Source organism: Corallococcus sp. bb12-1 (genome assembly GCF_026626765.1).
In the GTDB taxonomy this organism is placed as follows: Bacteria; Myxococcota; Myxococcia; order Myxococcales; family Myxococcaceae; genus Corallococcus; species Corallococcus terminator.
Map to the genome: position 1 here is coordinate 49,512 of NZ_JAPNJZ010000033.1, position 26,372 is coordinate 75,883.

Genomic DNA, 26,372 nt, shown 5'->3' on the forward strand with positions numbered 1-26,372 from the left:
TCCAACCGGGACCGGGGGTTATCAGCGCCCGCGAGTTCCATCCGAAATTAATGACGGAGGCGTGCGTGGCTGAGACTTTCGACTTGGTGATCATCGGCTCGGGTCCTGGCGGCTATGTGGGCGCCATCCGCGCGGCCCAGCTCGGGCTGAAGACGGCCATCATCGAGAAGGACAAGCGCCTGGGTGGCACCTGTCTGCATCGCGGCTGCATCCCGACGAAGTCGCTCTTGTGGACGGCGTCGCTCTTCCACCACATCAAGGAAGCGGCGGACTTCGGCATCGACACGGCCAACCCCACCGTCAACTGGGCCAACGCCCAGAAGCACAAGGACAAGGTCGTCACCAAGGGTGCCAACGGCATCGACTTCCTGATGAAGAAGAACAAGATCACGGTCGTGAAGGGCCATGGTCGCATCAGCGGGAAGGGCAAGGTGGAGGTGACGGCGGAGGACGGCTCCAAGCAGACCCTGGAGACCAAGAACATCATCGTCGCCACGGGCTCCGTGCCCAAGTCCCTGCCCAACGTGCAGGTGGACCACAAGCGGGTGATGAACAGTGACTCCATCCTGACCATCGACCGCATCCCCAAGAGCATCATCGTCCTGGGCGCGGGCGCGGTGGGCTGCGAGTTCGCCTCCGTGTTCAACCACGTGGGCAGCAAGACGGCCATCGTGGAGTACATGCCGGCGCTCCTCCCCATCGAGGACGCGGACGTGTCCAAGGAGCTGGACAAGATCTTCCGCCGTCGTGGCATCGACGTGCACACCGGCGCCAAGGTGGAGAAGGTGGAGCACACGGCGGACGGCGTGCGCGTCACCATGACCGTGGGCACGGAGACCAAGACGCTGGAGGCCGAAATCCTCCTGTCGGCGGTGGGCCGCTCGCCCGTCACCGAGGACGTGGGCCTCAACAAGACGGCCGTGCAGACCGACCGCGGCTTCATCAAGGTCGACGCGCAGTGCCGCACCAGCGAGCCCAACGTCTACGCCATCGGCGACGTCATCCCCACGCCGATGCTGGCGCACATGGCCAGCGCCGAGTGCGTGATGGTGGTGGAGCACATCGCCGGGAAGAACCCCGCGCCCATCAACTACGACCTCACCCCGTCGGCCACCTACTGCTACCCGGAGGTCGCGTCGGTGGGCCTCACGGAGAAGAAGGCCAAGGAGCGCGGCTACGACGTGAAGGTGGGCATCGCCCCCTTCGGCGCCGTCACCAAGTCGGCCATCTCCAACGAGTCGATCGGCATGATCAAGATCGTCTCGGACCGGAAGTATGACGAGGTGCTGGGCATCCACATCATCGGGCCGCACGCCACGGAGCTGCTCGCCGAGGCCTGCGTCGCGATGAAGCTGGAGATCACCACCGAGGAGCTGGCGCACACCATCCACGCCCACCCGACGCTCTCCGAGATCATGCACGAGGGCGCCGAGGCCACGCTGGGCCACCCGCTGCACTTCTAGCGGTTGCGGCGCGAACGGCGGCCCGGGGTGATTCCGGGGCCGCCGTAGAGCGCCTGCAGTGAGGCCGCCAGGGCGGCCAGTCGTTGCCTGAGCGACTCCGGGGCGAGCACCTCCACGCCCGCCCCGAGTTCGCACAGCTGGGAGACCGCGATGGACTCCCGCTCGAAGTCCAGCGTCGCCTTCCGCTTCCCACCGCGTGCCGCGGGCGCCACGTCCAGGCGCTCACCGTCGGCCGGGGGACGCATCTTGCGCAGTGCTGCTTCGCCTTCCGCCGTGAAGCGCAGCGTGACGTCGTAGCGGGGACGCTCGACGGCGAACTTCGCGCACCAGTCCTTCCAGAACGCGGGCAGGTCGAATCTCGGCGGGCGCGTGAAGCCCTTGGGATGCAGCCGCACGCGCCCGATGCGCGCACCCCGGAAGACGCGCGGGCCCTTGTCCGTCCCGGCAACCAGATACCAGCGGTCCGCCTTGATGACGAGCCCGTACGGATCCACGACGCGGCGGGTGCTGGCCCCCTCGAAGTCCTGGTAGCTCAGCGACACGCGGCGGTCCTGCCAGGCGGCGTCGCGCAGCGTGCCCAGGTGCGGCACGGGCTCGCGGCCGGTGAACCACCCGGACGCGTCCACGTGGAGGCGCTGGCGCGCGTGCTCCAAGGCGGGCTGCTGGAGGGTGGGGAGCGCCGCCGCAAGCTTCACCATTCCGGTGCGCAATGGCCCGGACAGGCCCAGGTCGTCCAGGGCGCCCGGGGCTCCCACCGTGGCCAGGGCCTGGAGCTCCGGACGGGTGAGGCCGGTGAGTTGCGTGCGCCAGCCCTCCATCAGCGCCACGCCGCCCGCGGCGCCCCGGGTGGCGTACACGGGGACGCCCGCGGTGGACAGGGCGTCCAGGTCGCGGTGCACGGTGCGGCCGGAGACCTGGAGCTCGCGGGCCAGCTCACCCACGGTGCTCCGGGGCCGGGATTGCAGGCGCATCAGCAGGTGCACGAGTCGGTCGGCGCGCAGGGTGTGTCCTCCATCAACGGGAGCGGGCAGCTTCGCCCGGAAATCATGACAGAGGATGTCAGGATTGGGCGTGCAGGGTGGAGGCTTGAAAGGGGAGGACCACCATGAAGCCACTCGAAGGACGGATTGCCCTGGTTGCGGGAGCGACGCGGGGTGCGGGGCGGGGAATCGCGACGATGCTGGGGGAGGCGGGCGCGACGGTGTACTGCACCGGGCGCAGCGTGCGAGGCCGGCCCGCGAGCGGCGACTCGCGGCCGGAGACGATTGAAGAGACGGCGGAGCTCGTCACCGCTCGGGGTGGGAAGGGCATCGCGGTGCGGGTGGACCACTCCGTGGAGGCGGAGGTGGAGGCGCTGTGCCAGCGCATCCGCGCGGAGGCGGGGCAGCTGGACGTGCTCGTCAACGACATCTGGGGCGGGGAGTCGCTGCACGAACTGGGGCTGCCGTTCTGGAAGCAGTCGGCCCAGAACGCCCGGACGATGTTCGATCGCGCCATCGTCACCCACGTCATCACCAGCCGCCACGCGGTGCCGCTGATGCTGGAGCGGGACAAGGGGCTCATCGTGGAGGTGACGGATGGGGACCACTTCGGCTACCGGGGCGGGGTGGCGTACGACGTGACGAAGATGGCCGTCATCCGCCTGGCCTTCGCGATGGCGCGCGACCTGCGCCGCACGAACATCACCGCGCTCGCCGTGACGCCGGGCTTCCTGCGCTCGGAGGAGATGCTGGCCGGCTTCGGCGTGACGGAGGCGAACTGGCGCGACGGGGCGAAGGTGCATCCGGACTTCATCGCGTCGGAGACCCCCAGCTACGTGGGCCGGGCGGTGGCGGCGCTCGCGGCGGACCCTGACGTGCACCGGCGGGCGGGGCGGGTCGTGGCGTCGTGGACGCTGGCGCGGGAGTACGGCTTCACCGACCTGGATGGCTCCCAGCCGCACTGGGCGGATCACTTCGAGAAGGCCTACGGGACGCGGTATCCCGTCGCGGACGACGCGGCCTATGCGTCCTGGTTCGGGGGGCCCATCGAGACCGCCGTCCCCGAGTGGCCCGTCTACTGAGGGCAGGGGGGCTACCCTGTGGGAGGGGGCCATCCCCGCGACCCGGACAACGCGGTATGGTCTGACGCGAGAGGTCGCGCACATGGCGAAGGGGCAGAACAGGAACCGCGAGCCGGAGCCCGTCGACGAGACCCGCGTCGCGCCGCTCGATGATCTGGACGAGACGGAGGAGGTCCGCACCGAGCAGACCAAGGCGCCTCCTCCGGCGCCCCGGGCTTCCGACGCTGGATTGCCTTCGGCGGGAGGCACCGGTCGCAAGTCGTGGGGCAACCAGACCCGTGTCGCGCCCACCACGGGCGCGGACATCCGCGCGTCCGAGCTCGCCGGGTACGAGGCCCGGATGACGCCGCCTCCGGTTCCCGACGAGGACCTGGTGCTGGAGACCCGGGTGTCGGAACCCCTCGCCCCCCCGCCCCGTGCCCGGGGTGGGGAAGGGCGGGATGCGCCGCGAGGCGGGCGCGGTGGTCGTGGTGGCGCTGAGTCCGGTCGAGGTTCTGAATCCGCCCGTGGTGGTGCCGAGTCCGGTCGCGGCTTCGAGTCCGGCCGTGGTTCCGAGTCTGGTCGCGGTGCGGAATCCGGTCGCGGTGCCGAGTCCGCGCGCGCCGGTTCTCGTGAGGAAGGATTCGGCCTGCCGGAGATCATCCGCGCGGGCCGGGGCGCGGAACTGGACGCCGCGCCCGAACGCCCCCGCATCGCGGAGCCTCCCCGCCTGGGTCGGAGTCCCGACGCTCGTGGTGGCGGCGACGAAGGCCGTGGCGCACGGGGAGGGCGGCAGGAAGAATTGATCCTCGCACCGCTGCCCTCCGCGCAGGCCGCCGGCCGGGCCGGTGAGCCGGAGACGGCCGAACTTCGCACCATGTTCGCCACCCACTCCGCCCTGCTCGCGGAGCGCCTCAAGTCCGAACTCCAGCACAAGATCTACGGCCGCACCCCGCACCGCATCCTGCGCGTGGACGAACCCGAAGGCCCCAGTACCGCAGGTGGCAAGCAGGCCCGGCAGGCCATCTCGCTGGTGGACCGCAAGGGGACCGCTCCCGCGCTCGTCGCGGGCTGGGTGGACGTGGCCAAGGGACAGGCCTCGCTGCGCAACCACGAGGCCGTGGCGAAGCGCTACGAGTTCCAGCACGGCAGCCCCCTGGAGCTGCTCCCCGAGGAATACGACAAGTTCCTCACCGACGTGGAAGAAGTCCTGCGCACGTCTGCCATCCAGGTCCGCATCCTCGTTCCGGATGAGTCCGCCCCTACCCGCGCCATGGTGGGGTCGCCAGTACCGCGCGCTTCCGGCATGCCCATACGCTGGGTGGTGGTGCTTGTCGCCGTTGCTTTTGTGCTTGGCCTGGTTGCCAGCACACTGCGTGATGGCTGACGTTGCTGCTGGTAGGCCTTTTGACTTTCGTTCAAGAAAATCTGGCATTGGCGTTTGGGTAGCGTGCCTTCAGGCGCGCTGAATTGACGTGATTTTTTCCGGTCGTCAGGACGGCCGGATCCCCATCGTCATCGGCTCGCCTGTTGGCTCTCCAACCCGCCTGGGTCTTGACGGCCGCGCATTCGCGCACCGTGCAGGCTGGCATCTGTCATTTTGAGGGGGAAGTTGATGATGCAGTTTGTTCGCAGTGCGTGGTGGGTTGTCCTGGTCACCGTCGGTTTGATGGCCTGTGGGCCCCAGGTGGAAAACGAAGCGACGCCCGACCTCCAGGAGGCCACCGGTGAGCAGTCCTTGGGGGGCAGCACCTGCCGACCCACCACCGAACCGTCCGTGGGAACCGGACTGGCCCTGAGGTGCACCGGCCAGTGGGAGTACCGGGACCTGTGCTTCAAGCCAGGCTCGGCGGCCGTCTGTGGAAGCCCCATTGGCTACCAGCCTGCCCAGTGCGACAAGACCTGTCGGCACCCGACCTCCTACGCAAGGCAGACGTTCTCGGGGACGTCGGCGGGCGTCCGGCGCACGGAAACCTACTGCGACTACTCGGAGAGGCCGCCTTGCGTGACGACGACCACGTTGAACTATAGCAAGACCTGCGCTGACGTGGCTGCCGAACAGGTGGCCTCGCTGCAGGCTCAGGGCAAGGAATTCGCCGGAAATCCGCTGATCATCATCAGCGCGACGCCCGGTGTGCCCACCTATGGCCCCTCTCGGACCATCTACAACACCCCAGAGCATTCCATCTTTGATGCGGACTTCACGCAGGCGTGCTCGGTCGTCATCGACAACGTCGCCACGGCCTGGGCCACCAGCCAGGATGCCGCGTGCGGCAAGGAGACGTGCAACGGCGCCCCCATCTATCCGACATGCCGTCATCCGGACTTTGGCGTGGAGAGCGACCCCGCCACCTGTGATGCCCTGCCGACCAAGGGCATCCGGTATTCGGCTCAGGGCCAGACGCTCACGGAGCTCGCCGCCCCCTCATGGAGCCTGGCGGACGTCCGGCAGGATGCCGGGCTTCCCCACCGCCCTGTCTGCCTCACCGCGGACGACGTGCGCTATTCGAATGCCCAGACGAAGTACGACCGGCTCCTGAGCACGTGGAATCGCGTGCCCGAGCTGCCCGCGTCGAGCGTGGACCATCTGCCCTTGCGGCGTCAGCTGGTGGATGCGTTCAAGGTGCTCTTTGAACTCCAGGGCCACCAGCTCACCTCCGAGCAGCGGGACTTCATCCTCCAGCACTACGTGGACTACCCGGACTTCAACCGGCTGACGCGCGTGGATGCCACCATCGATTTCAACTGGGGGAGGGGCTCACCGTCCAACGCCATCGCACCCGACACGTTCTCCGCGCGCTGGACAGGCGAAGTGCTGGCGCCCGTGACGGGGACCTATACGTTCGAGACCCTGTCGGACGACGGCGTCATGCTGACGGTGAACGACGAGCTCCTCGCGGACCAGTGGGCCGCTGATGGCGAGACCGTCATGTCGGGCACGATCTTCCTGACGGCGGGTCAGCGCTATCCCCTGAGCCTGGACTACTTCGATCAGACAGGCCCGGCCCTCATCCAGTTGCGCTGGATGCCGCCGGGTACCACCACCCCGGTGGTCATCCCGGCGAGCCAGCTCTACCTGCTCGGCTCCATGGAGCACGGGCTGCGCGCGGAGTACTTCGACGACGTCGACTTCACCTCCAGCAACTGCGGCGCCTGGACGCCTCCCACCGAGGCCCAGACCTGTACGTCCACGGACACGGTCGACGCCACGCTGGCCCTCTGCCAGCGGATGGCCCAGGGCCATGTCCCGGTGGGGCGAGTGGCCTCCGTCTGGCAATGGTGCATGGACGCGGCGACCAGCGCCGCGGCGGTGCAGTGTTCCGGACCGTCTCCGTACCCGCAGGCCTGGTACACCCTCACCAAGGCCCTGCTGCAGAAGGACGTCGTCGCGCTCCAGCGGGACGCCGTCGGCGGCCTCGTGCAGAGCGACCTCCAGGCGCGCCTGTCGCGGATCAACCAGTGGTATGGCCTGGCCCGGACGAAGGTCTTCGCCAATGATCCTGCTCCACAAGTGCTGTGGAAGGACCTGGACGCTGTCTTCGCCGAACTCTGGAAGTCCGCCTACGCGGGCGGTCTGCTCACGGACAATAGCGAACAGCTGAAGGCTGCGGACCCCTTCAACACGGGGCTCGCCACGGATCGCGTTCTCTTGACGGCAGCCCTGACGCCCATGGGGGGCTCCACCGCGCTGCCCCTGGAAGGAGCCCCGCTGCTGCTGCTGCTCGGAGATGGTCTGCACGGCCTGCATGACCGGCTGGCGGACGTCAGCGTGATGCATGACCTGGGCTGTCGCTTCATGGTGTGCGCCGGTACGCCCCCGGTGCGGACCGAGGTGAGCGAGCTGTGGAACCTCCTGGGCGCCCTCGCCGAGGAGTCCACGCTGAACAGCGCCCTGCAGGGCGCGACCAATCTGGCCCTCGCGCCCACGGAGCGCAACGCCTGGCGGGGCCTCTTCGAGTTGATGCGCGTGCGCCACGCCACCCTGCGCTCCGCCGTGACGGAGGTCTTCGCCGTCTCCGGCTACGACAAGAAGCTCTTGCTGGAGACGCCGGCGTCGCGGATGCCCATGCCCGCGCTGCGGCTCTCGCGCTCCCTCCTGGATGGAAACACACGCACGGCCAGCTATGTGAAGACGGGCAGCTTCCTGCCCAGCGCCCGCAACTCGCTGCGCGCTGGCATCCAGGAGTCCAAGCGCGGCCAGCTGGATGATCGCATCGCCCAGCGCATCCAGGAGTTGACGCTCGCCCAGGCGGAGTTCACCCAGCACCGCTCGGACTACGTGAGCGACCGCCTGGCGGAGATGGGCAACGCGCAGCAGCTGGGGAGCATCCAGGACCAGCTCAAGCTGCGCCTCACCCAGTTCGATCAGCTCTCCATGGACCTCGTGGGCCTGCGTTCCAATGCCGCGCTGGAGGAGGCTGCCTTCAGCGACTTCGCCACCGCGTTCAAGGTGGCCAGCGAATCCGAGCAGGCGGACCTGGCCCGTCTGGCCATCACCCGCGGCCCGGTGGACCACCTGTCCATCACCGCCGGCGAGGCCCACTTCGTCCCGGGCCTCCAGGCTGGCGGTGTCGCCACCTACGCGGTGAGGCAAGGCGCTTCGCCCTGGACGCGCTCCGCCAACGCTGGTGACATCATCAACGTGTCGGCGCGCAATCAGTGGGCCCCCACCTGTGTGCTGTCCCATGCACAGCTGCGCAAGCCGCTCGACGCGGCGGGCACGCTGGGAGGCGTGAACGTCAACGGCGCGCTGACCGGCACCGAAGGCTTCCTGGTGTCCTTCAGCGACAGCGCCTTCACCGCGGAATCCAACGCCGCGTCCAAGTACGCGGGGGCTTCGGCTTCCGCGCGTGGCTGCGCTGGCGCGAAGGTGGAGAGCGGGGCGGGGTGGAACTTCATCGTGAAGGCCGAGGCCTCCGTGTACGCCTACGCCGAGATGTGCCTCGCGGGGGAGGTGGGGACCCGGACGTCCTCCGACAACAGTGATGGTTCGGACCAGCGGGTCAGCGCCTCGTACAACACCGGCATCCGGCTGGCCGGCACCCCGTTCCCCACGCTGCCCGCGGGCGCGTTGCTGCTGGTGCAGTTGGAGCACGACACCCACCTGCTGCGTGACGTGCAGGTGGTGCAGCCCTCCATGTCGGTCATCATCGGTCGCAAGGCGGGCCTGGGCGCGCAGCAGCCGGATCCCGGCGTGGACCTGTACCTTGTCGCCAACGACGCGGCCAAGGTGAGGCAGTCGGGCTCCCTCCAGGACTGCACGCCCGATACGAGCCACGCGCTGAGCGTGGATGTGCAGCGGCTGGTGCCGGCGGGCACCGTGGTGCGGCAGATGGCGCCGGCCATGGCCTGGGTGCTGACCGACATGCGGGCAGCCACCGAGGCGCTCGTCAACCAGGGCCGGGTGCTCTCCCTGGACATGGCGGCCCGGCGGCAGGCGACCCAGTCCGCGCTGATCACCGCCTGCCGCGAGGAGTCGCACTGCGCGGACACCGGGACCTGCAACACCGTGTGTGATTTGAGCCAGTTCCCGCCTTCGCTGATGTCGCTGTACGACACCTTCGTCGCCAAGGAACTGGCGCGGCTGGAGCGCAAGGTGGAGATCCGCGCCGTGGAGCGGCAGATGGAGCTGGCCACCCTGGACATGAAGGCGCTGTCGAATGACCAGGCCGCGACCGAGGCACAGGGCCGCGTGCTGCGCCTGGTGCCAGCCTGGAGCCTTCGCAACCTGGACGGAGAGAAGCTGCGCACCCGGACGCAGAACCTCTCCGTGCTCGTCACCGACTACCTGTATCCGGTGCTGGACCTGCGCTACCCGTTCGTCCTGGAGGCCTTGAAGACCCGGCAGGCCTTCCAGGATCTGGTGCGTGCGGACTGGTCCCAGTCCTACGTCGGCCTGGCCGACCTGCAGCTCAACGCGGTGACCGAGGTGACGGGCGCGCTGGCGATGGGCCGCTTCCAGGATCCGGATCCGAACTACAGCCTCATCGCCCTCAGCTTCCCCCGCCCGGGCTTCCCTGCCACCGCCTCGCCGTGGCTCAAGGCCAGCCCGGAGCGCTCCAGCGCGGTGTGGGCCTCGCTGCTCGACACGTCCAACCCGCGCGCGGCCTTCTCCGTCCAGCTCACCCCGGCGGACTTCTACACCGCACCGGGGGGCTTCGCGGGTGCGCTCCAGTGCACGGACGGAACGCCCATCCTCCATCGCCTGGGCCTGTACTTCGTGCGCTCCGGCGGCACGTCGACCACCAACGAGAACACCACGCTCAACGGGCAGCCCCTGCGCGCCTCCTCAATCTTCGAACCGGAGCTGACCTTCACCGGTCCCCAGGGCTTGAAGACCTACTACGTGGAGGATGAGCCGGTGGAAGGCCCCAAGTGGCGCGTGGGCCAGAGCCGCATCCTCTTCGGGCCGTCGGCGGACGCGGCGAGCACCTTCCAGTCCCGCGAGCTCACCCTGGCGGACAACCAGCAGGCCGCCGGGGGGGACGGGCTGTCGCCGTTCGTCAGCGCGCGCTTCGACGTGACGGGCCTGCGCACCAACCCCATCCATCCCTTGGATGCAGCCTCGGAGCTGGTGCTGGTCCTCCAGGTGGATCGCCGGACGGTGGTGTCCATGCCACAGCCGCTGGCCTGTCAGTAGCCGTCTTTCGGGAGCGCCGGGCTCCGGCGCTCCCGCCCGTCTTGCCTTGTCGTCCGTGATGCCGTGCGCGGCATGGGGCGCCCTCCTTGCATGAGAGGCATCCCCGTGCCGCGCGCGAGCGTCGGTCGTCCCTTTCCCTTCTTGTTTGCAGGAGTCGTCATGTCGACGCTGCGGAAGCTGTCCGTGGCCGTGGTGTGCGCGATCGCGCCCGGGGCCTTTGCCCAGTCCGAGCCCTTCTCGGACGCGCGCGTGCAGCCCCCCCAACTTTCCGCTCCCCAGCGTGGCTCGCTGGTGGGGCAATATGCCCAGACCGCCTTCGGTCCCTCCGAAGTCAGCCGGGGAGGCTTCAACCTGCCGTCGCCCTTGCAGGTGCCGGAGGACCGGGGCCCCCTGCTCGTGCGTCCCTTTCCGACGTACTCGCCCGATGGGGGGTTGAGCGAATGGGGCATGGGCTGGAGCACGGCCTTGTCCATCCAGCGGACCCGGGCGCGCGGGGAGCTGGACTACACCACCGATGAGCTCACCGGTCCCTGGGGCCGGATGGTGAAGGGCACCGACGGCGTCTGGCATTCCGCGGACGTCACCTCCGCGGTGCGGATGGTGGCGTCGGGAAGCTCGCTCGTCGCGTACCTTCCGGACGGTGGCCGGTGGATCTTCGGTGCCCAGGTGCGCGTGGACACGCCGCGGGGCACGTATGCCTGGTATCTGGAGGAAGCACGGGATGCCACCGGCCAGGGCACGCGACTGGACTGGCTCCAGAACCCGTCGGGCCGGCCCTTCCTGGAGCGCGTGCGCTACGGCGGCCGGGCAGAGGACTTCCACTACGAGGTGACGTGGACGTACTCGCCGCTCGCCCAGGCCTTCGTGGACTACCGCAGCGGTGCACCCCTGTCGCTGGACCGGCGCGTGCGGCAGGTGTCGCTGCGCGTGCAGTCCTCCAACGCGAGCACTCCCTCCGAGCGCTGGCGCTATGCGCTGTCCTACCAGGATGATGATGTGGGGCCGGCCTTCCAACTGGCCCAGGTGCAGCAGACGTATGCCTCCGGCCAGCAGCCGCCGGCCACGCGCTACACCTATCTGGGCGCCTCGGAGACCTTGCAGGGCGCGAGCTTCCAGGCAACGCCGGTGTTGGATGGAGTCCTCACGGCGTTCGGCGCGGACGCCATCCAGCCCTGGCAGGCGTCGCTCGTGGACATCGACCACGATGGCCGGCTGGACCTGGAGCATCACCAGCGCAACACGCTCTTCGTGCAGGAGGGGAACGGCTTCCGCGCGGAGGAGTTGCCGTCGGCGGACTCGCAGACCGTCCCCGAGTGCCGCGGGCCCGAGTCCCCCTACAACGAGCCCCGGAACCTGGTGCAGCTCGGGCCGGACTCCGACGCGCACCAGGTGGTCGTCCTCCAAGGGGATGGGGCCTACCAGTCCACGCAGCTGACGGTGTGCACCCGCGAGGGACGGTTGTTGGACCGCCAGACGCTCGCGGGCCACTGGGAGCTGGGTCCCAACAGCCGCCTCGTGGACCTGAACAGCGACCGGCGGCCGGATCTCCTGGGCGTGTACGAGGGGGGCTACGAGATCTTGCCCAACGTGGGCACGGACCCCGTCGCACCTGTCTTCGGGCCGAAGGTGACCGGCGCCCTGATGCCCTACTTCACCCCGCACACCACCTGGGTGCAGGACCTCAACGGCGACGGCCTGTCGGACCTCGTCTCGCGGCAGGATGACGGCCTGGTGGTGTGGTACGGCAAGGGCCAGTACCAGTTCGACGGCACCGGCCAGGGAATGCCGGTGCGCCTGTCGTATGGCGGGGTGCTGAGCGGACTGCTGGACTACCAGCTGGCCTTCGTGGACCTCAACAAGGACGGTTTGTCGGACCTGGTGGTGTGGCAGCAGGGCTTCGCGAGCCTCTTCGTCAACACGGGCCAGGAGTTCGCGGAGGTGCGAGCGCCCCTGGATGCCTTCTTCGACGGACTGCCCGGGCCGGTGGTGGTGGGGGACCTCACCGGCACCGGTGGAACGCACCTGACGACGGTGCGGCTGGGGCAGGTCTATTCGACGACGCTGGACGCCCCGGGCACGGGCCTGATGCGCTCCGCGGACGACGGCAAGGGCACGGTGCTGGGTTTCCAGTACGCCTGGAGTCCCCCCGCGGCCGGCAGCTACCGGCGTGAGTCCGTGCTCGCGGCGCTGGACGTGACCTCCTCCGGCCATGCTCCCGAGCACATCACCTACGGCTACTCGGGTGCGGTCATGCACCCGGTGAGCAAGGCGTTGCTGGGCTACGAGGCCGTGACGCGGGCCACCCCCGTGAGCACCGAGGCCGTCACGTTCTCCCACGACGCCCAGCAGACGGGCCTCCTCGTCTCCAGCACCTCCACCGACGCGCGCAGCCCGGGCGTGGAGCGCTTCGAGTCGCGCGTGTACGACGTGACGAGTTCCTTCGGCCTGCCCTGGAAGCGCCTGCGCGAGCAGCACGGCGGCTGGCGCTCCGGCACGACCCAGGTGGAGCAGTGGACGGAGTTCCAGGCCTACGCGGCGGACCTCTGCCCGGCGCGCACGGTGTTGCACACGGTGCAGGGAACGCTCACCACCGAGCACACCCGCGCCAGTCCCTCCGGCCTCGCGGGACACCTGCACTGTCTGGACAGCGGCGTGGTGCTGACAGGGCAGCACGCGGACGCGTCGCTGGACTTCCGTCATGAGTCGCGGCTGACGCGCAACGCGGTGGGTCTGCTGGAGAAACTGGAGAGCGTGGGGCCTTCCGGGGCGGTGACGCTCCAGGACGTCGCCTACCGTCCGGACTTCTCCGTGGAGCGGGTGTCCGCGCCGGGCCGGGGCACCACCTGGTTCGACTTCGAGCAGGGCGGCACGGTGCTGCGCAAGGTGACGTCTCCGGACGGCACCAGCGTGGAGGTGACCGGGCGCGAGCCGCTGACCGACGACGTCCGCTCGCTTCGCTACGCGAGCGGTACGGCCAGCTATTCGGAGTCCTTCCGCTACGACGGCCAGGAGCGGCTCGTGCGGCAGTGGGATGACCAGGGCCACGCGACGGAGACGAACCCTTCCGTGCTCATGGCCTATCAGTACGCCACCGCGCTGAAGCCCGCGCTGGTGGAGGTGGAGTCGCTGGTCGATGCGTACAGTGGCGCGAAGCGCCAGCTGGCGGAGTGGAGCACCGCGGCCGGCGAGTCCGTGACCCGCGCGCAGCGCATCCCCGGGGGGTGGGCCTTCCAGGACGTCAGCACCTTCGACCCGGGACAGCTCGAAACCCGGACGTACGCCCGGCCGGGCGCTCCGGACACGCTCCAACTGGCGGCGGTCCGCTACACGGATCTGCTGGCTGGCACCGCGTCGCTCAGCCTGCGCCGGGGGGCGGGCTTCGGCCATGCGCTGGATGTCTCCACCTTCCTCCAGACCGGCGTCGAACAACAGGTGCACACGACGCTGACGGTCGAGGCGGGAGGCGTGCGGCGCGACATGGTGGAGAATGGCACCCAGCGCACCACGGTCTGGAGTGACGCCGCGCTGCGGGTGCGGATGTTCCAGGACCCGGAAGGGACGCAGTATCAGTACACCTACGACGTGCTGGGCCGGGTGCGCGGGGTGCTGCTTCCGGATGGAAGGCACCACCAGCTCACCGTGGACGCGCATGGCCGGGTGGCCACCGTGGCGCGCGAGGGCATCGCCACGGTGGAGTACACCTACGATGCGCTCACGGGCCTGCCCACCTCACGGCTCACGCGAGGCGCCTCCGGGACGGCGCGACGCTCCGAGGGCTGGAGCTACGACGACCTGGGACGCAAGACGCTGGAGGTGCACACCGACCTGTCGACGGGGGCGACGCAGCGCTACCGCTCCTACTACGACGGTGCCACGGCCCAAGCACCGAACCAGCGCACGCAGCTGGGACAGCTGTCCGGTGTTTCCGGAGAGGGATTCGAGAAGACCTTCGAGTACCGCGCCGATGGAAGCGTGGCGCGCAGGGTGGTGCGGTTGACGGGCTGGCGAACGGTGGAGACGCTCTTCGCGTACAACGATGGTGGCGACGTCGTCGCTGAGACGACGCGGGTGCTGGACGCGAACGGCCTGCTGCTCTCCACCCATACGGAAGCCCAGCGCTGGGATGCGCATGGGCGCCGTTCGGAGACGCTGCTGGACGGCGTGCCGCTCGCGCTCTACGGGTACGATGGCAACAATCAGCCGGTGACGGCCGACTTCGCCACTGCGGGCCGCATCACCCTGGGCCATGATCCGCTCACGCGCCGGACGCTCACCAAGACGCAGCAGGGTCCGGGCTGGACGGCCTCCGTGGGCCAGCAATTGGACGCGCGGGGCTTCGTGGCCGAGGAGTCCTTCTCCTCGGGGGGCGTGTCCGTAAGCCGGCAGTATGGCTATTCGCACCGGGGCTTCCTCACCCAGGCGACGGAGGGCTCCCATTCCTATGACTACGGCTTTGACCCAGCAGGCCTGCCCACGCTCATCGCGCAGGATGGGGTCCAGCGCGTGTTCAGCGTGCAGGGCAACGTCCTGACGGCGGGCTCCGTGGCGTACACCTTCGACGATCTGGGCCGCACGGTGTCGCGAGGAGACACGCGTTTCGAGTACGGCCCCCACGGCCAGGTGGCGCGCGTCGTCCGGGACACGTCGGAGTGGCGCTTTCTCTACGATGAAAGCGGGCAACGCCTGCTCAAGCTCGTGGGCAGCACGCCCCAAGTGGCCTACCTGGACGGGGGACGGGTGCTGGACGTGAACGGGCTGACGAAGCCCTTCCGATTCGCCGGTCAGGTGGTCGGTCTGGTGCACGAGGGGACCTTCCAGTTGCTGGGCACGGATGCCCGGGGCTCGGTGATGGCGGACGCGGATGGACAGCTGAGGCTCGCGTCTCCCTTTGGGGCGCGCACCACGCGCCCCGTCAGCGCCGCGGTGGTGGACTTCGTGGAGAAGGGCTACGACGCCGACCTGGGCCTCGTGCGGATGGGCGCGCGCGACTACGACCCGGAACTCAACCGCTTCCTCACGCCGGACCCGCTCTTCCTGGAGCAGCCGATGCTGTGCGTGGAGAGTCCGGTGGAGTGCAATCTCTACGCCTATGCGCGCAACGCCCCCACGCGCTTCGTGGACCCGAGCGGGTTCAAGGCCAAGGCGGCGGCTCCGGCCGCGACCGCGGCGCCCCTCCAGTCAGAGGTGATCGTCACCCCTTATCTGATCGAACGGAAGTATTACAAGTCGCTGGAGCACGGGACGCTGACGAAGGTCAATGCCATCGTCCTGCATCGCACCTCGGGACCGACGGGGCAGAGCGCGCTGTCTGGCTATCACGGCGGCCAGAAAACAGGAGCGCACTTCCTCGTGGACGAGAACGGCAAGATCACCCAGACGGCGGCGCTGGGCCAGATGGCCTGGCACACCGGTCCCCTGCGGGCGAAGTGTTCGGAAGAGAAGACCTGCTCCCCGGCGGAGAAGAAGACAATCTATGACATCGAGCACAAGAAGGGGCAGACCACGAAGCAGCGGTGGCTTGCGCTGAACCAGCATGAGCTGGCCAAGAGCTATCCGGATCGCTACCCCTCGAACGAAGACTCGATTGGTATCGAGGTGGTGGGGGTGATTGACAGTACAGGGGGCTTCCCCGCGCCCTCCCAGAAACAGATCGACGCGGTGCGGGCGCTGGTGAACGTGCTGCAGGCGCAATACAATCTGACGGCCGCGGATGTGCATGCCCATGGGGTCCTCAGCTATCGAGACGCCCTCCACAGCGAAGGAACAGGCTTCACCTACTGACATGAGAACCCATATTCATGGACGCAGGAGCTGGCGGTGGGTGGGGGCGTTGCTGCTGGGGTTGGTGGCTCCCACCACGTTGGCGGCGGAGCCCACCTGGAAGGTGCCCAGGGACGCGCGAATCGAGAACCTCGAGGCCCTGATCCAGCCGGGCAGCGAGAACAATGAGGACGTGAAGGCGATGTGCGGCGGCTTCACGCTCACGGCGGAAGAGGTGCTGATCTACCTGCGCGGGGCGCGGACGTTCTCGACCGAGCAGGAACACGAGAAGGGGTCGTGGTTTCCCTGTGTCGTGCGTGGATCCCTCGTGTCAGGCAAGAAGAAGCAGCGCAAGGCCGTGACCTTCACCATCTCCGCCATCCTCACGGCCCGGATCGAGGAGCCAGGCAAGCCCACCGTCGAACTCATCTGCGAAGGGGCCTGTGAGGAGCGGATGACGAAGATCATCCTGAAACACCAGGAGGAGTAGGCTGCTTCGCGGCTGTCCGTTTCGAGAAAGGGGACTGCTCACCGGTGCCATGGCTGGAGAGCAGTCCCCTCCGTACGTTGAGACCTCCCCGTTGCACCGGAGGCCCTTCATGCCCGCCCGCCGTCGTCGGCGCTCCCCACTGAACAAGCTCCTGGGGGGCCTTTTCGTCTCGCTGGCACGCACGTTCGCGCCTCGCTGTGCGCTCGCGGACGGTGCCTCCACAGGCGCCAGTCCGGGCTCCGAGCCCGCCGGCGCGGCCGGCTCCACAGGGCAGCGGCCTGTCTGGATCCCCCCCAGGGCCCCTGGGCGCCTACCCACCGCGCATCCCGGGTGAGGGCGGGCCCCTGCCGGTGCGGGGACGGCCCTTTGCGTCAATGCCGTCATCCCCCTGGTGGGAAGCCACTCTCGGACACTTGGAATCCAAGGAGCGGATCCGCAGCCCCAGGAGTGAAGTCGGGGTGGGAGGCCCCGTGGTACGGTGCTCGCGTCATTTTTCCGGGGTGGAGCCCACGTGTGCTCGCCCTGGAACTTCGTGAGCCCCACCATGCGCAGACTTTCATTGCTCGCCCTCGCCTGCCTCGTCGTGACCGCGTGTTCGCGCGGGGACAAGGACGCGAAGGGCAGCGTCCCGGATGCCGGCACCACGTCGGCTTCGTCCTCGAAGACGGGCGGCATCGCCGTCGAACCCCTGCCAGAGCCTCCCGCGCTCCAGATCGATCCCTCCGAGCTCGCGGACCAGGGCCCGTTGAGCGTCGTGGCCGCGCGGCCCCAGGGCAAGGCCAACGGCAACATCCGGCCGACCATCACCTTCACCAAGCCGATGATCGCCCTGGGCACGGTGGCCCAGGAGCGCGGGCTGGCGGCGCCCGCGAAGATTGAACCCGCGCTCCAGGGCGAGTGGCGCTGGGTGGGCTCCGCGAGCGTGGAGTTCGTGCCCCAGACGGGCGTGAAGCTGGCGACGAAGTACACGGTGACGGTGCCCGCGGGCCTCAAGGCCATGGACGGCACCACGCTGGCCGCGCCCTACACCTTCGACTTCGAGACGACGCGCCCCTCGCTCCAGTCCGTGCAGCCGGAGGTGGAGTTCAAGTGGGCGCAGCCGGAGCAGGTCTTCACGCTGGTGTTCAACCAGAAGGTGAAGGACCTGCCCCAGCACGCGCGCCTGGAGATGGCGACCGGCGCCCCGGTGGCGCTCACGCTGGTGAAGGAGACGGCGTTCGCGGACATCAAGGAAGAGCAGGTGGGCAGCGGCCCGGAGCGCAAGTCGCAGGACCGGCGCGTGAAGTACGAGCTCAAGCCCGCGCAGAAGCTGTCCCCCGGGACGAAGTTCACCCTGGTGGTGGATTCGACGCTGGCGGGCGTGGAAGGCCCGCTGCCGATGGAGGAGGCCGTGCGCTACGGCTACTCCACCTACGGCGCGCTCAAGGTGGAGTCCGCGGGCGCGTGCGTGTTCACCTGGGGCGAGGAGACGTGCTCCTACGGCCCGCTGACGCTGCACACGTCGAACGAGCTGGACGTGGCCTCCCTCAAGGGCAAGGTGACGCTGGAGCCGAAGGCGGAGATCGACTGGGACCGCGTCCAGACGCAGATGCCGTGGTCGGGCTCCGAGATGACCAGCCCCTACGTGGCGCTGCCCGGCCGCTACCGCCCCGGCACCACGTACAAGATCAAGGTCGCCGCAGGCTACAAGGACCTCTTCGGCCAGACGGGTCCCGCCTTCCAGGGCGAGGTCAAGCTGTCGGACGTGGAGCCCTCGTTCGACTCCGGCTCCGACGAAGCGCTGGTGGAGGCCTCCGGTGACGGTTCGCTGCCGCTGGTGGTGACCAACGTCCCGTCGGTGGAGGCGGAGCTGTGGTCGCTGTCGCCCTCGCAGCTCGCGCCGGTGCTGGCCTCCGGCAACCAGTGGCCGACCTCGGAGCCCCTGAGGGAGACCGTCGACACGTCGGGCGCTCGCAACGTGCAGCGCACCGTGCCGCTCAACCTGCGTCAGGCGTTCAATGGCGCGAAGACGGGCCTGTTCGTCACGCGGCTGAACGCGCCGTCGCTCAAGCAGCGCTATCCGCGCCGCATCGTGGGACAGGTGACGGACCTGGCGGTGCACGCGAAGCTGGGTGCCACCTCCGGCGTGGTGTGGGTGACGTCGCTCCAGACGGGCGCTCCGGTGCCGGACGCGCAGCTCACCCTGTGGGACAAGGCGGGCACGGAGCACTGGACGGGCACGACGGACAAGGACGGCATCGCGAAGGTGCCGGGCCTGTCGGGCCTCATTCCCGTCAAGCGCGAGTCGTCCTGGGAGACGCCGTGGGCCATGGTGTCCGCGCAGAAGGACACGGACATCGGCGTGACGCTGTCCACGTGGCAGGGCGGCATGTCGCCCGGCGCGTTCTCGCTGATGAGCGCGTGGGACGGCCTCACCCCGGAGAGCCTGGGCTTCGTGTTCGCCGACCGTGGCATCTACCGCCCGGGTGACGACGTGATGCTCAAGGGCGTGGCGCGCTACCGCCGGCTGGGCGTGCTCAAGTCGCCGCCCGCGGGCTCCAAGGCGCAGGTGACGGTGACCAGCTCGCGCGGCGAGAAGGTCTTCCAGGGCACGGCGGACGTCACGAAGTACGGCACCTTCCGCGCGGACGTGAAGCTGGGCGCGGACGCGCCGCTGGGCTTCTACGACGTGTCCGCGACGCTGAAGATCGCCGGTGAGACGGTGAGCTACGGCGGCAGCTTCCGCGTGGAGGAGTACCGCGCGCCGCAGTTCCGCGTGGACGTGGCGGTGCCCCAGCAGAACGCGGTGGCGGGCGACGCGCTCACCGCGCGCGTGGATGCGCGCTACCTGTTCGGCGGCGCCATGGGCAACTCGCAGGTGCGCTGGAGCGTGGGCCGGGCCAGCAGCTTCTTCACGCCTCCGGGCAACGAGGCGTTCACCTTCGGCGTGAACACCTGGTGGTGGGACGACGAGCAGCCGGAGCACAGCAGCGAGACGTTCGCCACGGGCGATGGCCACACGGACGCGTCCGGGCAACTGGCGCTGGCGCTGGGCACGGCGGAGACGCCGGGCGGCAAGACGTGGGAGTACACGCTGGAGGCGGAGGTGGAGGACGTCAACCGCCAGCGCATCGCCAACCGCAACCTCATCACCGTCCACCCCGCGGATGTCTACGCGGGCCTGCGCACGCTCTCCACGGGCTTCGCGGAGGCCGGCAAGGAAGTGGGGCTGGAGCTGGTGGCGGTGACGCCGCTGGGCCAGCGCCAGGGAGGCATCGCGCTGGACGTGAACATCAAGCGCCGCGAATGGAAGTCCATCCGCAAGAAGGGCGACGGCGGCCAGTACTTCACCGTGACGGAGCCGGTGGAGACGGACGTGTCCAAGTGCTCGGTGAAGAGCGCGGCCACGCCGCAGGCCTGCAAGTTCACCCCCGGCGAGCCCGGCCTGTACGTGCTGGAGGCGGTGGCGACGGACGCGAAGGGCCGCAAGGCGACGACGCGGGATTCGCTCTACGTCACCGGCTCCGGTTGGGTGTCGTGGCAGCGCAACGACACGGACCGCCTGGACCTGGTCGCGGACAAGCAGCTCTACGACGTGGGCGACACCGCGAAGATTTTGGTGAAGAGCCCGTATCCGGAGGCGGACGCGCTGGTGACGGTGGAGCGCGAGGGCATCCTCAGCGTGCGCCGCGTGAAGTTGAAGGGCAGCGCCACGGCGCTGGACATCCCGCTGGGCGACGGGGCCATCCCCAACGTCTTCGTGGGCGTGGTGCTGGTGCGCGGCCGCGTGCCGGACGGCAAGGGCATTGAAACCGGTGACGACCCGGGCCGCCCCGCGGTGCGCGTGGGCTACACCGAGCTGAAGGTGGAGAAGAAGCAGAAGCGCCTGTCGGTGGCGCTGACGCCGGACGCGCAGGACAAGCGTCCCCGCGACAAGGTGACCGTGAACGTCGCGGTGAAGGACGCGGCGGGCAAGGGCGCGCGCTCCGAGGTGACGCTGTGGGCCGTGGACGAGGGCGTGCTACGGCTGACGGGCTACAAGGCGCCGGATCCGGTGGAGCAGCTGTTCCCGCTGCGCGGCCTGTCGGTGCGCATCGGCGAGCCGCTCATCCACCTGGTGCTGCGCAAGCTGTACGGCGAGAAGGGCTCGCGGCCGGGCGGCTCCGGTGGTTCGGACACGTCCGGCTCCGGCTTCCGCTCCAACTTCAAGACGACGGCGGTGTTCCAGTCGGTGGAGACGGACGACCAGGGCGTGGCGAAGGTGGAGTTCACGCTGCCCGACAACCTGACCACCTTCCGCATCATGGCGATCGCCGTGACGGAGGGGGACCGCTTCGGCGTGGGGGAGAGCAAGGTGCAGGTGGCCAAGCCGCTGCTGGCGCTGCCGGCGCTGCCCCGTCTGGTGCGCGTGGGTGACAAGGCGGAGGCGGGCGTGGTCATCCACACCACGAACCCGGCCATCAAGGAGGCGAAGGTCACCGCGCAGCTCACGGGCGTGCGCGTGGAGGGACCGTCGGAGAAGACGGTGACGCTGGTGGACGGCAAGGCCCGGGAGGTGCGCTTCACCTTCGTGGCCGAACAGCCGGGCACCGCGGTGCTGCGCTTCTCCGTGGCGGGCGGCGGGGAGACGGACGGGGTGGAGCAGAAGATCCCCGTGCAGCTCCCGGTGGGCCTGGAGGCGGTGGCGACGTACGGCGACACCACCAGCGAACGCGTGGAGGGCCTCAAGCCGCCGGGCGGCGTGCGGCCCGGCGTGGGCGGCCTCACGGTGACGATGTCGTCCACGGTGATGGGCGGCTTCGAGGAGTCGATGAACCAGTTGGTGGACTACCCCTACGGCTGCCTGGAGCAGATGTCGTCACGGCTGGTGCCGTTCGTCGCGCTGCGCGAACTGTCGGGCAAGTTCGGGGTGGCCTGGACGGGCGGTTCAGAGGAGCAGAAGCAGGAGTTCGTGCGCGGCTTCCTCAGCGACGACGCGCTCAAGGCGCAGGGCACGCTGGATCCGGACGCGGTGGTGCTGGCGACGGTGCGCAAGATCGAAGCGCTCCAGTCGCACGACGGCGGCTTCCGGTTCTGGGCGTCCAGCGAGTGCTCCTCGCCGTACGCCTCCGCGTACGCGACGCTGGCGCTCGCCCGGGCGAAGGAGGTGGGCTTCGCGGTGAACGCCAACGTGCTCACCAAGGCGAAGAAGTTCCTGGCGGACAAGGTGGCCGCGGGCGTGTGCACCCCGTGTGGTTCGGGCTGCCAGGCGCCGGGCCTGGAGACGCGGGCCTTCGCGCTCTACACGCTGGCGCGCACGGGTTCGCCCCGGCCGTCGTACTACAACGAGCTGTTCGAGAAGCGGCAGTCCCTGCCGCTCTTCGCCCAGGCGATGCTGACGGACGCCATCTTCGTGGGGAAGGGCAACCGCGCGCAGGGACAGACGCTCCTTCAGGAGATCCTGAACAAGGCGCAGGAGACGCCGGCGGGCGTGCACTTCCAGGAGACGGACGCGAAGACGTACGCGCCGCTCTGGTCGTCGGACACGCGCACCACGGCGCTGGTGCTCCAGACGCTGGTGGGCATCACGCCGGATCACCCCTACGTGTCGAAGATGGGCCGCTACCTGGCGTCCTCGCGCGAGGGCGACGGCCGGTTCCGCAACACCCAGGAGGCGGCCTTCTCGCTGATGGCGCTCTCGGACGTGGTGCGCCGCAAGGAGAAGGACGTGCCGGCGTTCGAGGCGGTGGTGAAGCTGGGCGGACAGGTGATTGCCTCCGCCGACTTCAGGGGCCGCGACCTGGGCGTGAAGACGGTGCAGGTGCCGGTGGAGAAGCTGGGGCCCTCGGACAAGGCGCAGCCGTTGACCTTCGGTGTCAACGGCACGGGCAACCTCTACTACGGGGCGCTCCTGCGCTACGCGCCGGCCGTGATGCCGTTGGATGCGATGGACCGGGGCCTCATCGTCCAGCGCTGGTTCGAGCCGTACAACGGCGGCGGTCAGGCCAAGGCGGCGCGCGCGGGTGAGCTGGTGCGCGTGCGCGTGCGCGTGGCGACGCCGATGCGGCGCCACTTCGTGGTGGTGGACGTACCGCTGCCCGCGGGCCTGGAGGCCGTGGACACGTCTCTGGCCAGCACCGCGCAACTGCCCGGGCCCGCGGGCTCCGGTGAGGAGGAGGGCCCCGGCGAGGGCTACGACTACGAGAGCGAGGAGGACCTGTCGGAGACGGACGAGCCCCGCAGCCCCTGGGCGACGCGCTTCTGGTCTCCGTTCAACCACACGGAGAAGCGGGATGACCGCGTCATCTTCTTCGCCGACGACCTGCCTCCGGGCGTGCACGTGACGAGCTTCGTGGCCCGCGCCACGACGCCGGGTGACTTCGTGCTCAAGCCCGCGAAGGCGGAGGAGATGTACGCGCCGGAGGTCTTCGGTCGCTCCGAGGGTGGACGCTTCCCGGTGCTGATGCCGGACGAGGTCGCTTCGAAGTGATGAAGCGCTTCACGCTTCGTGGGATGGCGCGCGCCGTGGCGGTGGCCCTGGCGCTCGTCGGGGCAGGGTGCATCGGCTTCATCGCGATGCCCCTGCCGGGGACGTTGCTGTCCCGCGAGGCGCTGTCCTCGCTGGTGATCACCGACCGCACGGGACAGGCCCTGCGCGAGGTGCTCTCCCGCGAGGACGGACGCAGTGTGGGGCTTCCGGGGGGACGCATTCCTCCTCGGGTCCGCGCGGCCTTCATCGCCGCGGAGGATCAACGGTTCACGTGGCATCCGGGCGTGGACGCGGTGGCGGTGGTTCGCGCGGCGCGCGACAACGTGAAGTCGGGGCGCATCGTGTCGGGTGCGTCCACGATTCCGCAGCAACTGGCGCGCCGGCTGGTGCCGCGCGAGCGCTCGTGGTGGGGCAAGGCGGGCGAGGCGCTGTGGGCGCTGCGGCTCACCGCGCACCTGTCCAAGGACCAGGTGCTGCTGGAGTACCTGGACCGCGTGCCGCTGGGGAACTCCACGTTCGGGGTGGAGGCCGCGGCGCGGCGCTATTTCGGGCGTCCGGCGGAGCGGCTGTCGGCGGGACAGGCGGCGCTGCTGGCGGGGATGGCCCGGTCGCCCGCGCGCAGGGACCCGTACCGCCGGCAGGACGCGGCGGTGGCGGGGATGCGCGGCGTGCTGGCGCGCATGGTGGAGGAGGGCTTCCTGACGGCGGAGGAGGCGCGGCTGGCGGCGGAGACGCCGTTGGACCTGGTGCCGGTGGAGCGGGTCTTCGAGGTGCCGCACCTGACGACGGCGCTGCTCCAGCGGTTGCCGGAGCTGGGGTTGGATCATGCGACGCGCATCGAGACGACCATCGACCCGGCGCTCCAGGCCGCCGTGGAGAAGGCGATGGTGGAGGAACTCCGGGGCCTCGCCGAGCGCAGGGTGGGGGAGGCGGCGGCCATCGTCCTGGACAACGCGACGGGCGAGGTGCTCGCGTATGTGGGCTCCTCGGACTTCCTGGACGAGGAGAAGGGCGGCCAGAACGACGGCGTGCGGTCGCTCCGGCAGCCGGGGTCCGCGCTGAAGCCGTTCGCGTACGGGCTGGCGCTGAGCAAGGGCTTCACTCCGTCCAGCGTGCTGGCGGACGTGGAGGTGCACCTGGCCACGCCGGGCGGCGCGTATGTGCCCAAGAACTACGACCGGCGCGTGCACGGCCCGGTGCGGCTGCGCGCGGCGCTTGCGTCCAGCTACAACATCCCGGCGGTGCGGGTGGCGGATGCGCTGGGGCCGGAGCAGGTGCTGCGCGTGCTGCGCGAGGCGGGCTTCCAGAGCCTCAAGGAGACCGCATCGCACTACGGCGTGGGCATCGTGCTGGGCAACGGCGACGTGACGCTGCGCGAGCTGGCGCGGGCGTACCGGGGGCTGGCGCGGGGTGGGGTGGTGGGGCCGTTGAAGGAGGTTCGCACGGCGTTCGGTCCGGATGGCGCGCCGCTGCGCATTCCGGTGGAGCTGGGGGAGCACCGGTTCCTGGCGGCGCGGCCGGTGGAGCTGCTCACCGACGTGCTGGCGGACGAAGCGGCGCGGGCACCGGCCTTCGGATTGGACAATGCGCTGCGCCTGCCGTTCCGCGTGGCGGCGAAGACGGGGACGAGCCGGGCGCACGTGGACAACTGGGCGGCGGGCTTCACGCGGGAGCGCACGGTGGCCGTGTGGGTGGGCAACTTCGATGGCACGCCGATGCGGGGGGTGTCCGGCATCACCGGCGCGGGCCCGGTGTTCGCGCGGGTCATGTCGCTGGCGATGCGAGGCGTGCGCGCCGCGCCGCTGGTGGACCGGAGCCACTTCGAGTCCGCGGCCATCTGTGCGTTGTCCGGCGAGCGCGCGGGGCCGAACTGCCCGGGCCTGCTGAAGGAGGTCTACCTGCCGGGCACGGCGCCCCGTCACGACTGCACGATGCACCGGAGCGACGGCGCGCTGGACGTGGGCCCGGCGTACCTCGCGTGGGCGCAGGCTGAAGGGCTCGCCTCGGCGTCGGTGAGCGCGGAAGGCCGGCCAGGGAGTCGGGCCGGGTTCATCCTGCCGGCGGACGGGGACGAGTTCCTGGTGGAGCCGCAACTGCCCGAGGGTGCGCAGGCGGTGCCGGTGCGGGTGATGGCACCTCCGGGGGCGAAGATGCTGGAGCTGCGCACGGAGGATGGGCGCCGCATCGAACTGCCGCCCCCGTTTGTCACGCGCCTGCCCGCGGTGGCGGGGGAGCGCAGGTTGGAGCTGTGGGCACCCGGTGGCTCCGAGCCGTTGGCCGTGACGCGGTATCGCGTTCGATGAACGCGGTGCGCGTGGCCGTGCTGCTCGCCGCGATGGTGGCGGGCACCGCGTCCAGTGGGGCGTCAGCGCTACCGCCTTCCGAACCGGGTGTGGATCGCCGTCGCGAGGCGAAGCCCGCGGTGGTTCTTGAACCGCGCGTGGAGGTGCGGATCCTCTCGAAGCACCGGCCCGCGCGACTGCGCCTGGACGGCCCCCGTTCGCTGGAGGTCGCGGCCTCGCGTGACGTGCTGCTCGTGGACGGACGCGCGGTGCCCCAGCCCCTGCGGCTGGAGGCCGGACGATGGCGGGTCCGGGGCAGCGGCCTGGACCGGCGCTACGAGGGCTCGCTGTCCCTGGAGGCCCGTGCGGGGGAGCTGATCCCCATCGCCACCTTCGCACTGGAGACCTACGTCGCGGCGGTCACAGCGAGCGAGACGGAGGTCGACACGCCGTTCGAAGCGCTCCGCGCCCAGGCCATCACCGCGCGCAGCTACGCGCTCGCGTCGGGCAGGCGGCATGAGGAGGCCCAGGCGTGTGATCTCACCCACTGCCAGGTCCTGCGCGGTGAAGGCTTCGCACGTCACCTGGGGCGCTCCCGTGATGCCGCCCGTTCGACGGAAGGCGTCGTGTTGCGCCTGCGCGACGGTTCCATCGCCCTTGCTCCGTTCCACGCGAGCTGTGGGGGACACACCGCTGAACCCGTGGCCGTGTTCGGGGCTCCGGACCTCAGTGGTGCCGCCGCCGTGCCGGATCGCTGCCCTCCCTCCGCCTGGAGCGCGGTCGTGTCGCGCACCCTGGTGACGGCCGCCGCCACCGAGGCCCTGGGCGGCCCCGCGCAGGCCGCGGATCTGTTCCTGGACCGCGACTCCAGCGGCGCGGTGGTGCGGGTGGTGGACCGCGCTTCGGGGCGCGCCGCCCGGGGTGATGCCTTCTTCCGCGCGCTCGGGGCCCGCGCCGGTTGGGACCGGATCCGCAGTGCCCGCTTCTCCTTCGCGTTCGGCGGAGGCCGGGTGCTGTTCGAAGGCCAGGGACACGGTCACGGTGTTGGCCTGTGTCAGGCCGGCGCGGCCCTGCTCGCCCGGCAGGGCCAGACCGCGGAACAGTTGCTCGCGCACTACTTCCCGCGCGCCCTTCTCTGGAACCCGAAGGACAAGTGAACCCGGGGGCCGGAATGGGCCCCGCTTCGCAGTTGACCGCGAGGGAGACGTGCCTTCAGGGGGCATCCTCCCTGGCCCCCCCGCGAGGGGT

At 69.8% G+C, this 26,372-nt stretch carries 10 protein-coding genes; 9 read left to right on the forward strand and 1 reads right to left on the reverse strand.

Annotation, left to right across the window (positions count from 1 at the left end):
* Positions 1–65: 65 nt before the first annotated feature.
* Entirely contained in the window at positions 66–1,463 is a 1,398-nt protein-coding gene (gene lpdA, locus OV208_RS38535; RefSeq protein ID WP_120541532.1) for a dihydrolipoyl dehydrogenase, read from the forward strand.
* Here lpdA and OV208_RS38540 read toward each other — a convergent pair.
* On the reverse strand, positions 1,460–2,434 hold the full coding sequence (locus tag OV208_RS38540) for a helix-turn-helix transcriptional regulator (protein ID WP_267578961.1): 975 nt from the start codon (positions 2,432–2,434) through the stop codon (positions 1,460–1,462). The genes lpdA and OV208_RS38540 overlap by 4 nt on opposite strands.
* 134 nt (positions 2,435–2,568) lie before the next feature.
* Here OV208_RS38540 and OV208_RS38545 point away from each other — a divergent pair, with 134 nt between their 5' ends.
* From OV208_RS38545 to OV208_RS38580, 8 genes are all read left to right on the forward strand, one after another.
* Complete coding sequence (locus tag OV208_RS38545) at positions 2,569–3,525, forward strand: SDR family oxidoreductase (RefSeq protein WP_267578962.1); 957 nt, start codon at positions 2,569–2,571, stop codon at positions 3,523–3,525.
* 82 nt (positions 3,526–3,607) lie between these two features.
* Positions 3,608–4,891, forward strand: coding sequence for a hypothetical protein (locus OV208_RS38550; protein WP_267578963.1), 1,284 nt, complete (start codon positions 3,608–3,610; stop codon positions 4,889–4,891).
* A 228-nt stretch (positions 4,892–5,119) separates the two neighbouring features.
* The gene (locus OV208_RS38555; protein WP_267578964.1) at positions 5,120–10,144 is read left to right on the forward strand and encodes a PA14 domain-containing protein; all 5,025 of its coding nucleotides are present in this window, start codon (positions 5,120–5,122) and stop codon (positions 10,142–10,144) included.
* A 159-nt stretch (positions 10,145–10,303) separates the two neighbouring features.
* Positions 10,304–15,925 carry an N-acetylmuramoyl-L-alanine amidase gene (locus tag OV208_RS38560; protein ID WP_267578965.1) on the forward strand — a complete coding sequence of 1,874 codons (5,622 nt, stop codon included), beginning with the start codon at positions 10,304–10,306 and terminating at the stop codon, positions 15,923–15,925.
* Between the two features lies 1 nt (position 15,926).
* Positions 15,927–16,394: a hypothetical protein gene (locus tag OV208_RS38565; RefSeq protein ID WP_267578966.1), complete on the forward strand. Its 468-nt coding sequence runs from the start codon at positions 15,927–15,929 to the stop codon at positions 16,392–16,394.
* 544 nt (positions 16,395–16,938) lie between these two features.
* The gene (locus OV208_RS38570; protein ID WP_267578967.1) at positions 16,939–22,842 is read left to right on the forward strand and encodes an Ig-like domain-containing alpha-2-macroglobulin family protein; all 5,904 of its coding nucleotides are present in this window, start codon (positions 16,939–16,941) and stop codon (positions 22,840–22,842) included.
* The gene (pbpC, locus tag OV208_RS38575; RefSeq protein ID WP_267578968.1) at positions 22,842–25,145 is read left to right on the forward strand and encodes a penicillin-binding protein 1C; all 2,304 of its coding nucleotides are present in this window, start codon (positions 22,842–22,844) and stop codon (positions 25,143–25,145) included. The genes OV208_RS38570 and pbpC overlap by 1 nt, the downstream gene beginning before the upstream one ends.
* Positions 25,142–26,281: a SpoIID/LytB domain-containing protein gene (locus OV208_RS38580; protein WP_267578969.1), complete on the forward strand. Its 1,140-nt coding sequence runs from the start codon at positions 25,142–25,144 to the stop codon at positions 26,279–26,281. Before pbpC ends, OV208_RS38580 begins: the two co-directional genes overlap by 4 nt.
* Positions 26,282–26,372 lie beyond the last annotated feature (91 nt).

Excerpts from the sequence above, each read along its gene's own strand:
- OV208_RS38550 (WP_267578963.1), top strand. The coding sequence starts at position 3,608 with ATGGCGAAGGGGCAGAACAGGAACCGCGAGCCGGAGCCCGTCGACGAG.
- OV208_RS38565 (WP_267578966.1), top strand. The coding sequence starts at position 15,927 with ATGAGAACCCATATTCATGGACGCAGGAGCTGGCGGTGGGTGGGGGCG.
- OV208_RS38560 (WP_267578965.1), top strand. The coding sequence starts at position 10,304 with ATGTCGACGCTGCGGAAGCTGTCCGTGGCCGTGGTGTGCGCGATCGCG.
- OV208_RS38555 (WP_267578964.1), top strand. The coding sequence starts at position 5,120 with ATGATGCAGTTTGTTCGCAGTGCGTGGTGGGTTGTCCTGGTCACCGTC.
- OV208_RS38580 (WP_267578969.1), top strand. The coding sequence starts at position 25,142 with ATGAACGCGGTGCGCGTGGCCGTGCTGCTCGCCGCGATGGTGGCGGGC.
- OV208_RS38540 (WP_267578961.1), bottom strand. The coding sequence starts at position 2,434 with ATGCGCCTGCAATCCCGGCCCCGGAGCACCGTGGGTGAGCTGGCCCGC.
- OV208_RS38570 (WP_267578967.1), top strand. The coding sequence starts at position 16,939 with ATGCGCAGACTTTCATTGCTCGCCCTCGCCTGCCTCGTCGTGACCGCG.
- OV208_RS38545 (WP_267578962.1), top strand. The coding sequence starts at position 2,569 with ATGAAGCCACTCGAAGGACGGATTGCCCTGGTTGCGGGAGCGACGCGG.
- pbpC (WP_267578968.1), top strand. The coding sequence starts at position 22,842 with ATGAAGCGCTTCACGCTTCGTGGGATGGCGCGCGCCGTGGCGGTGGCC.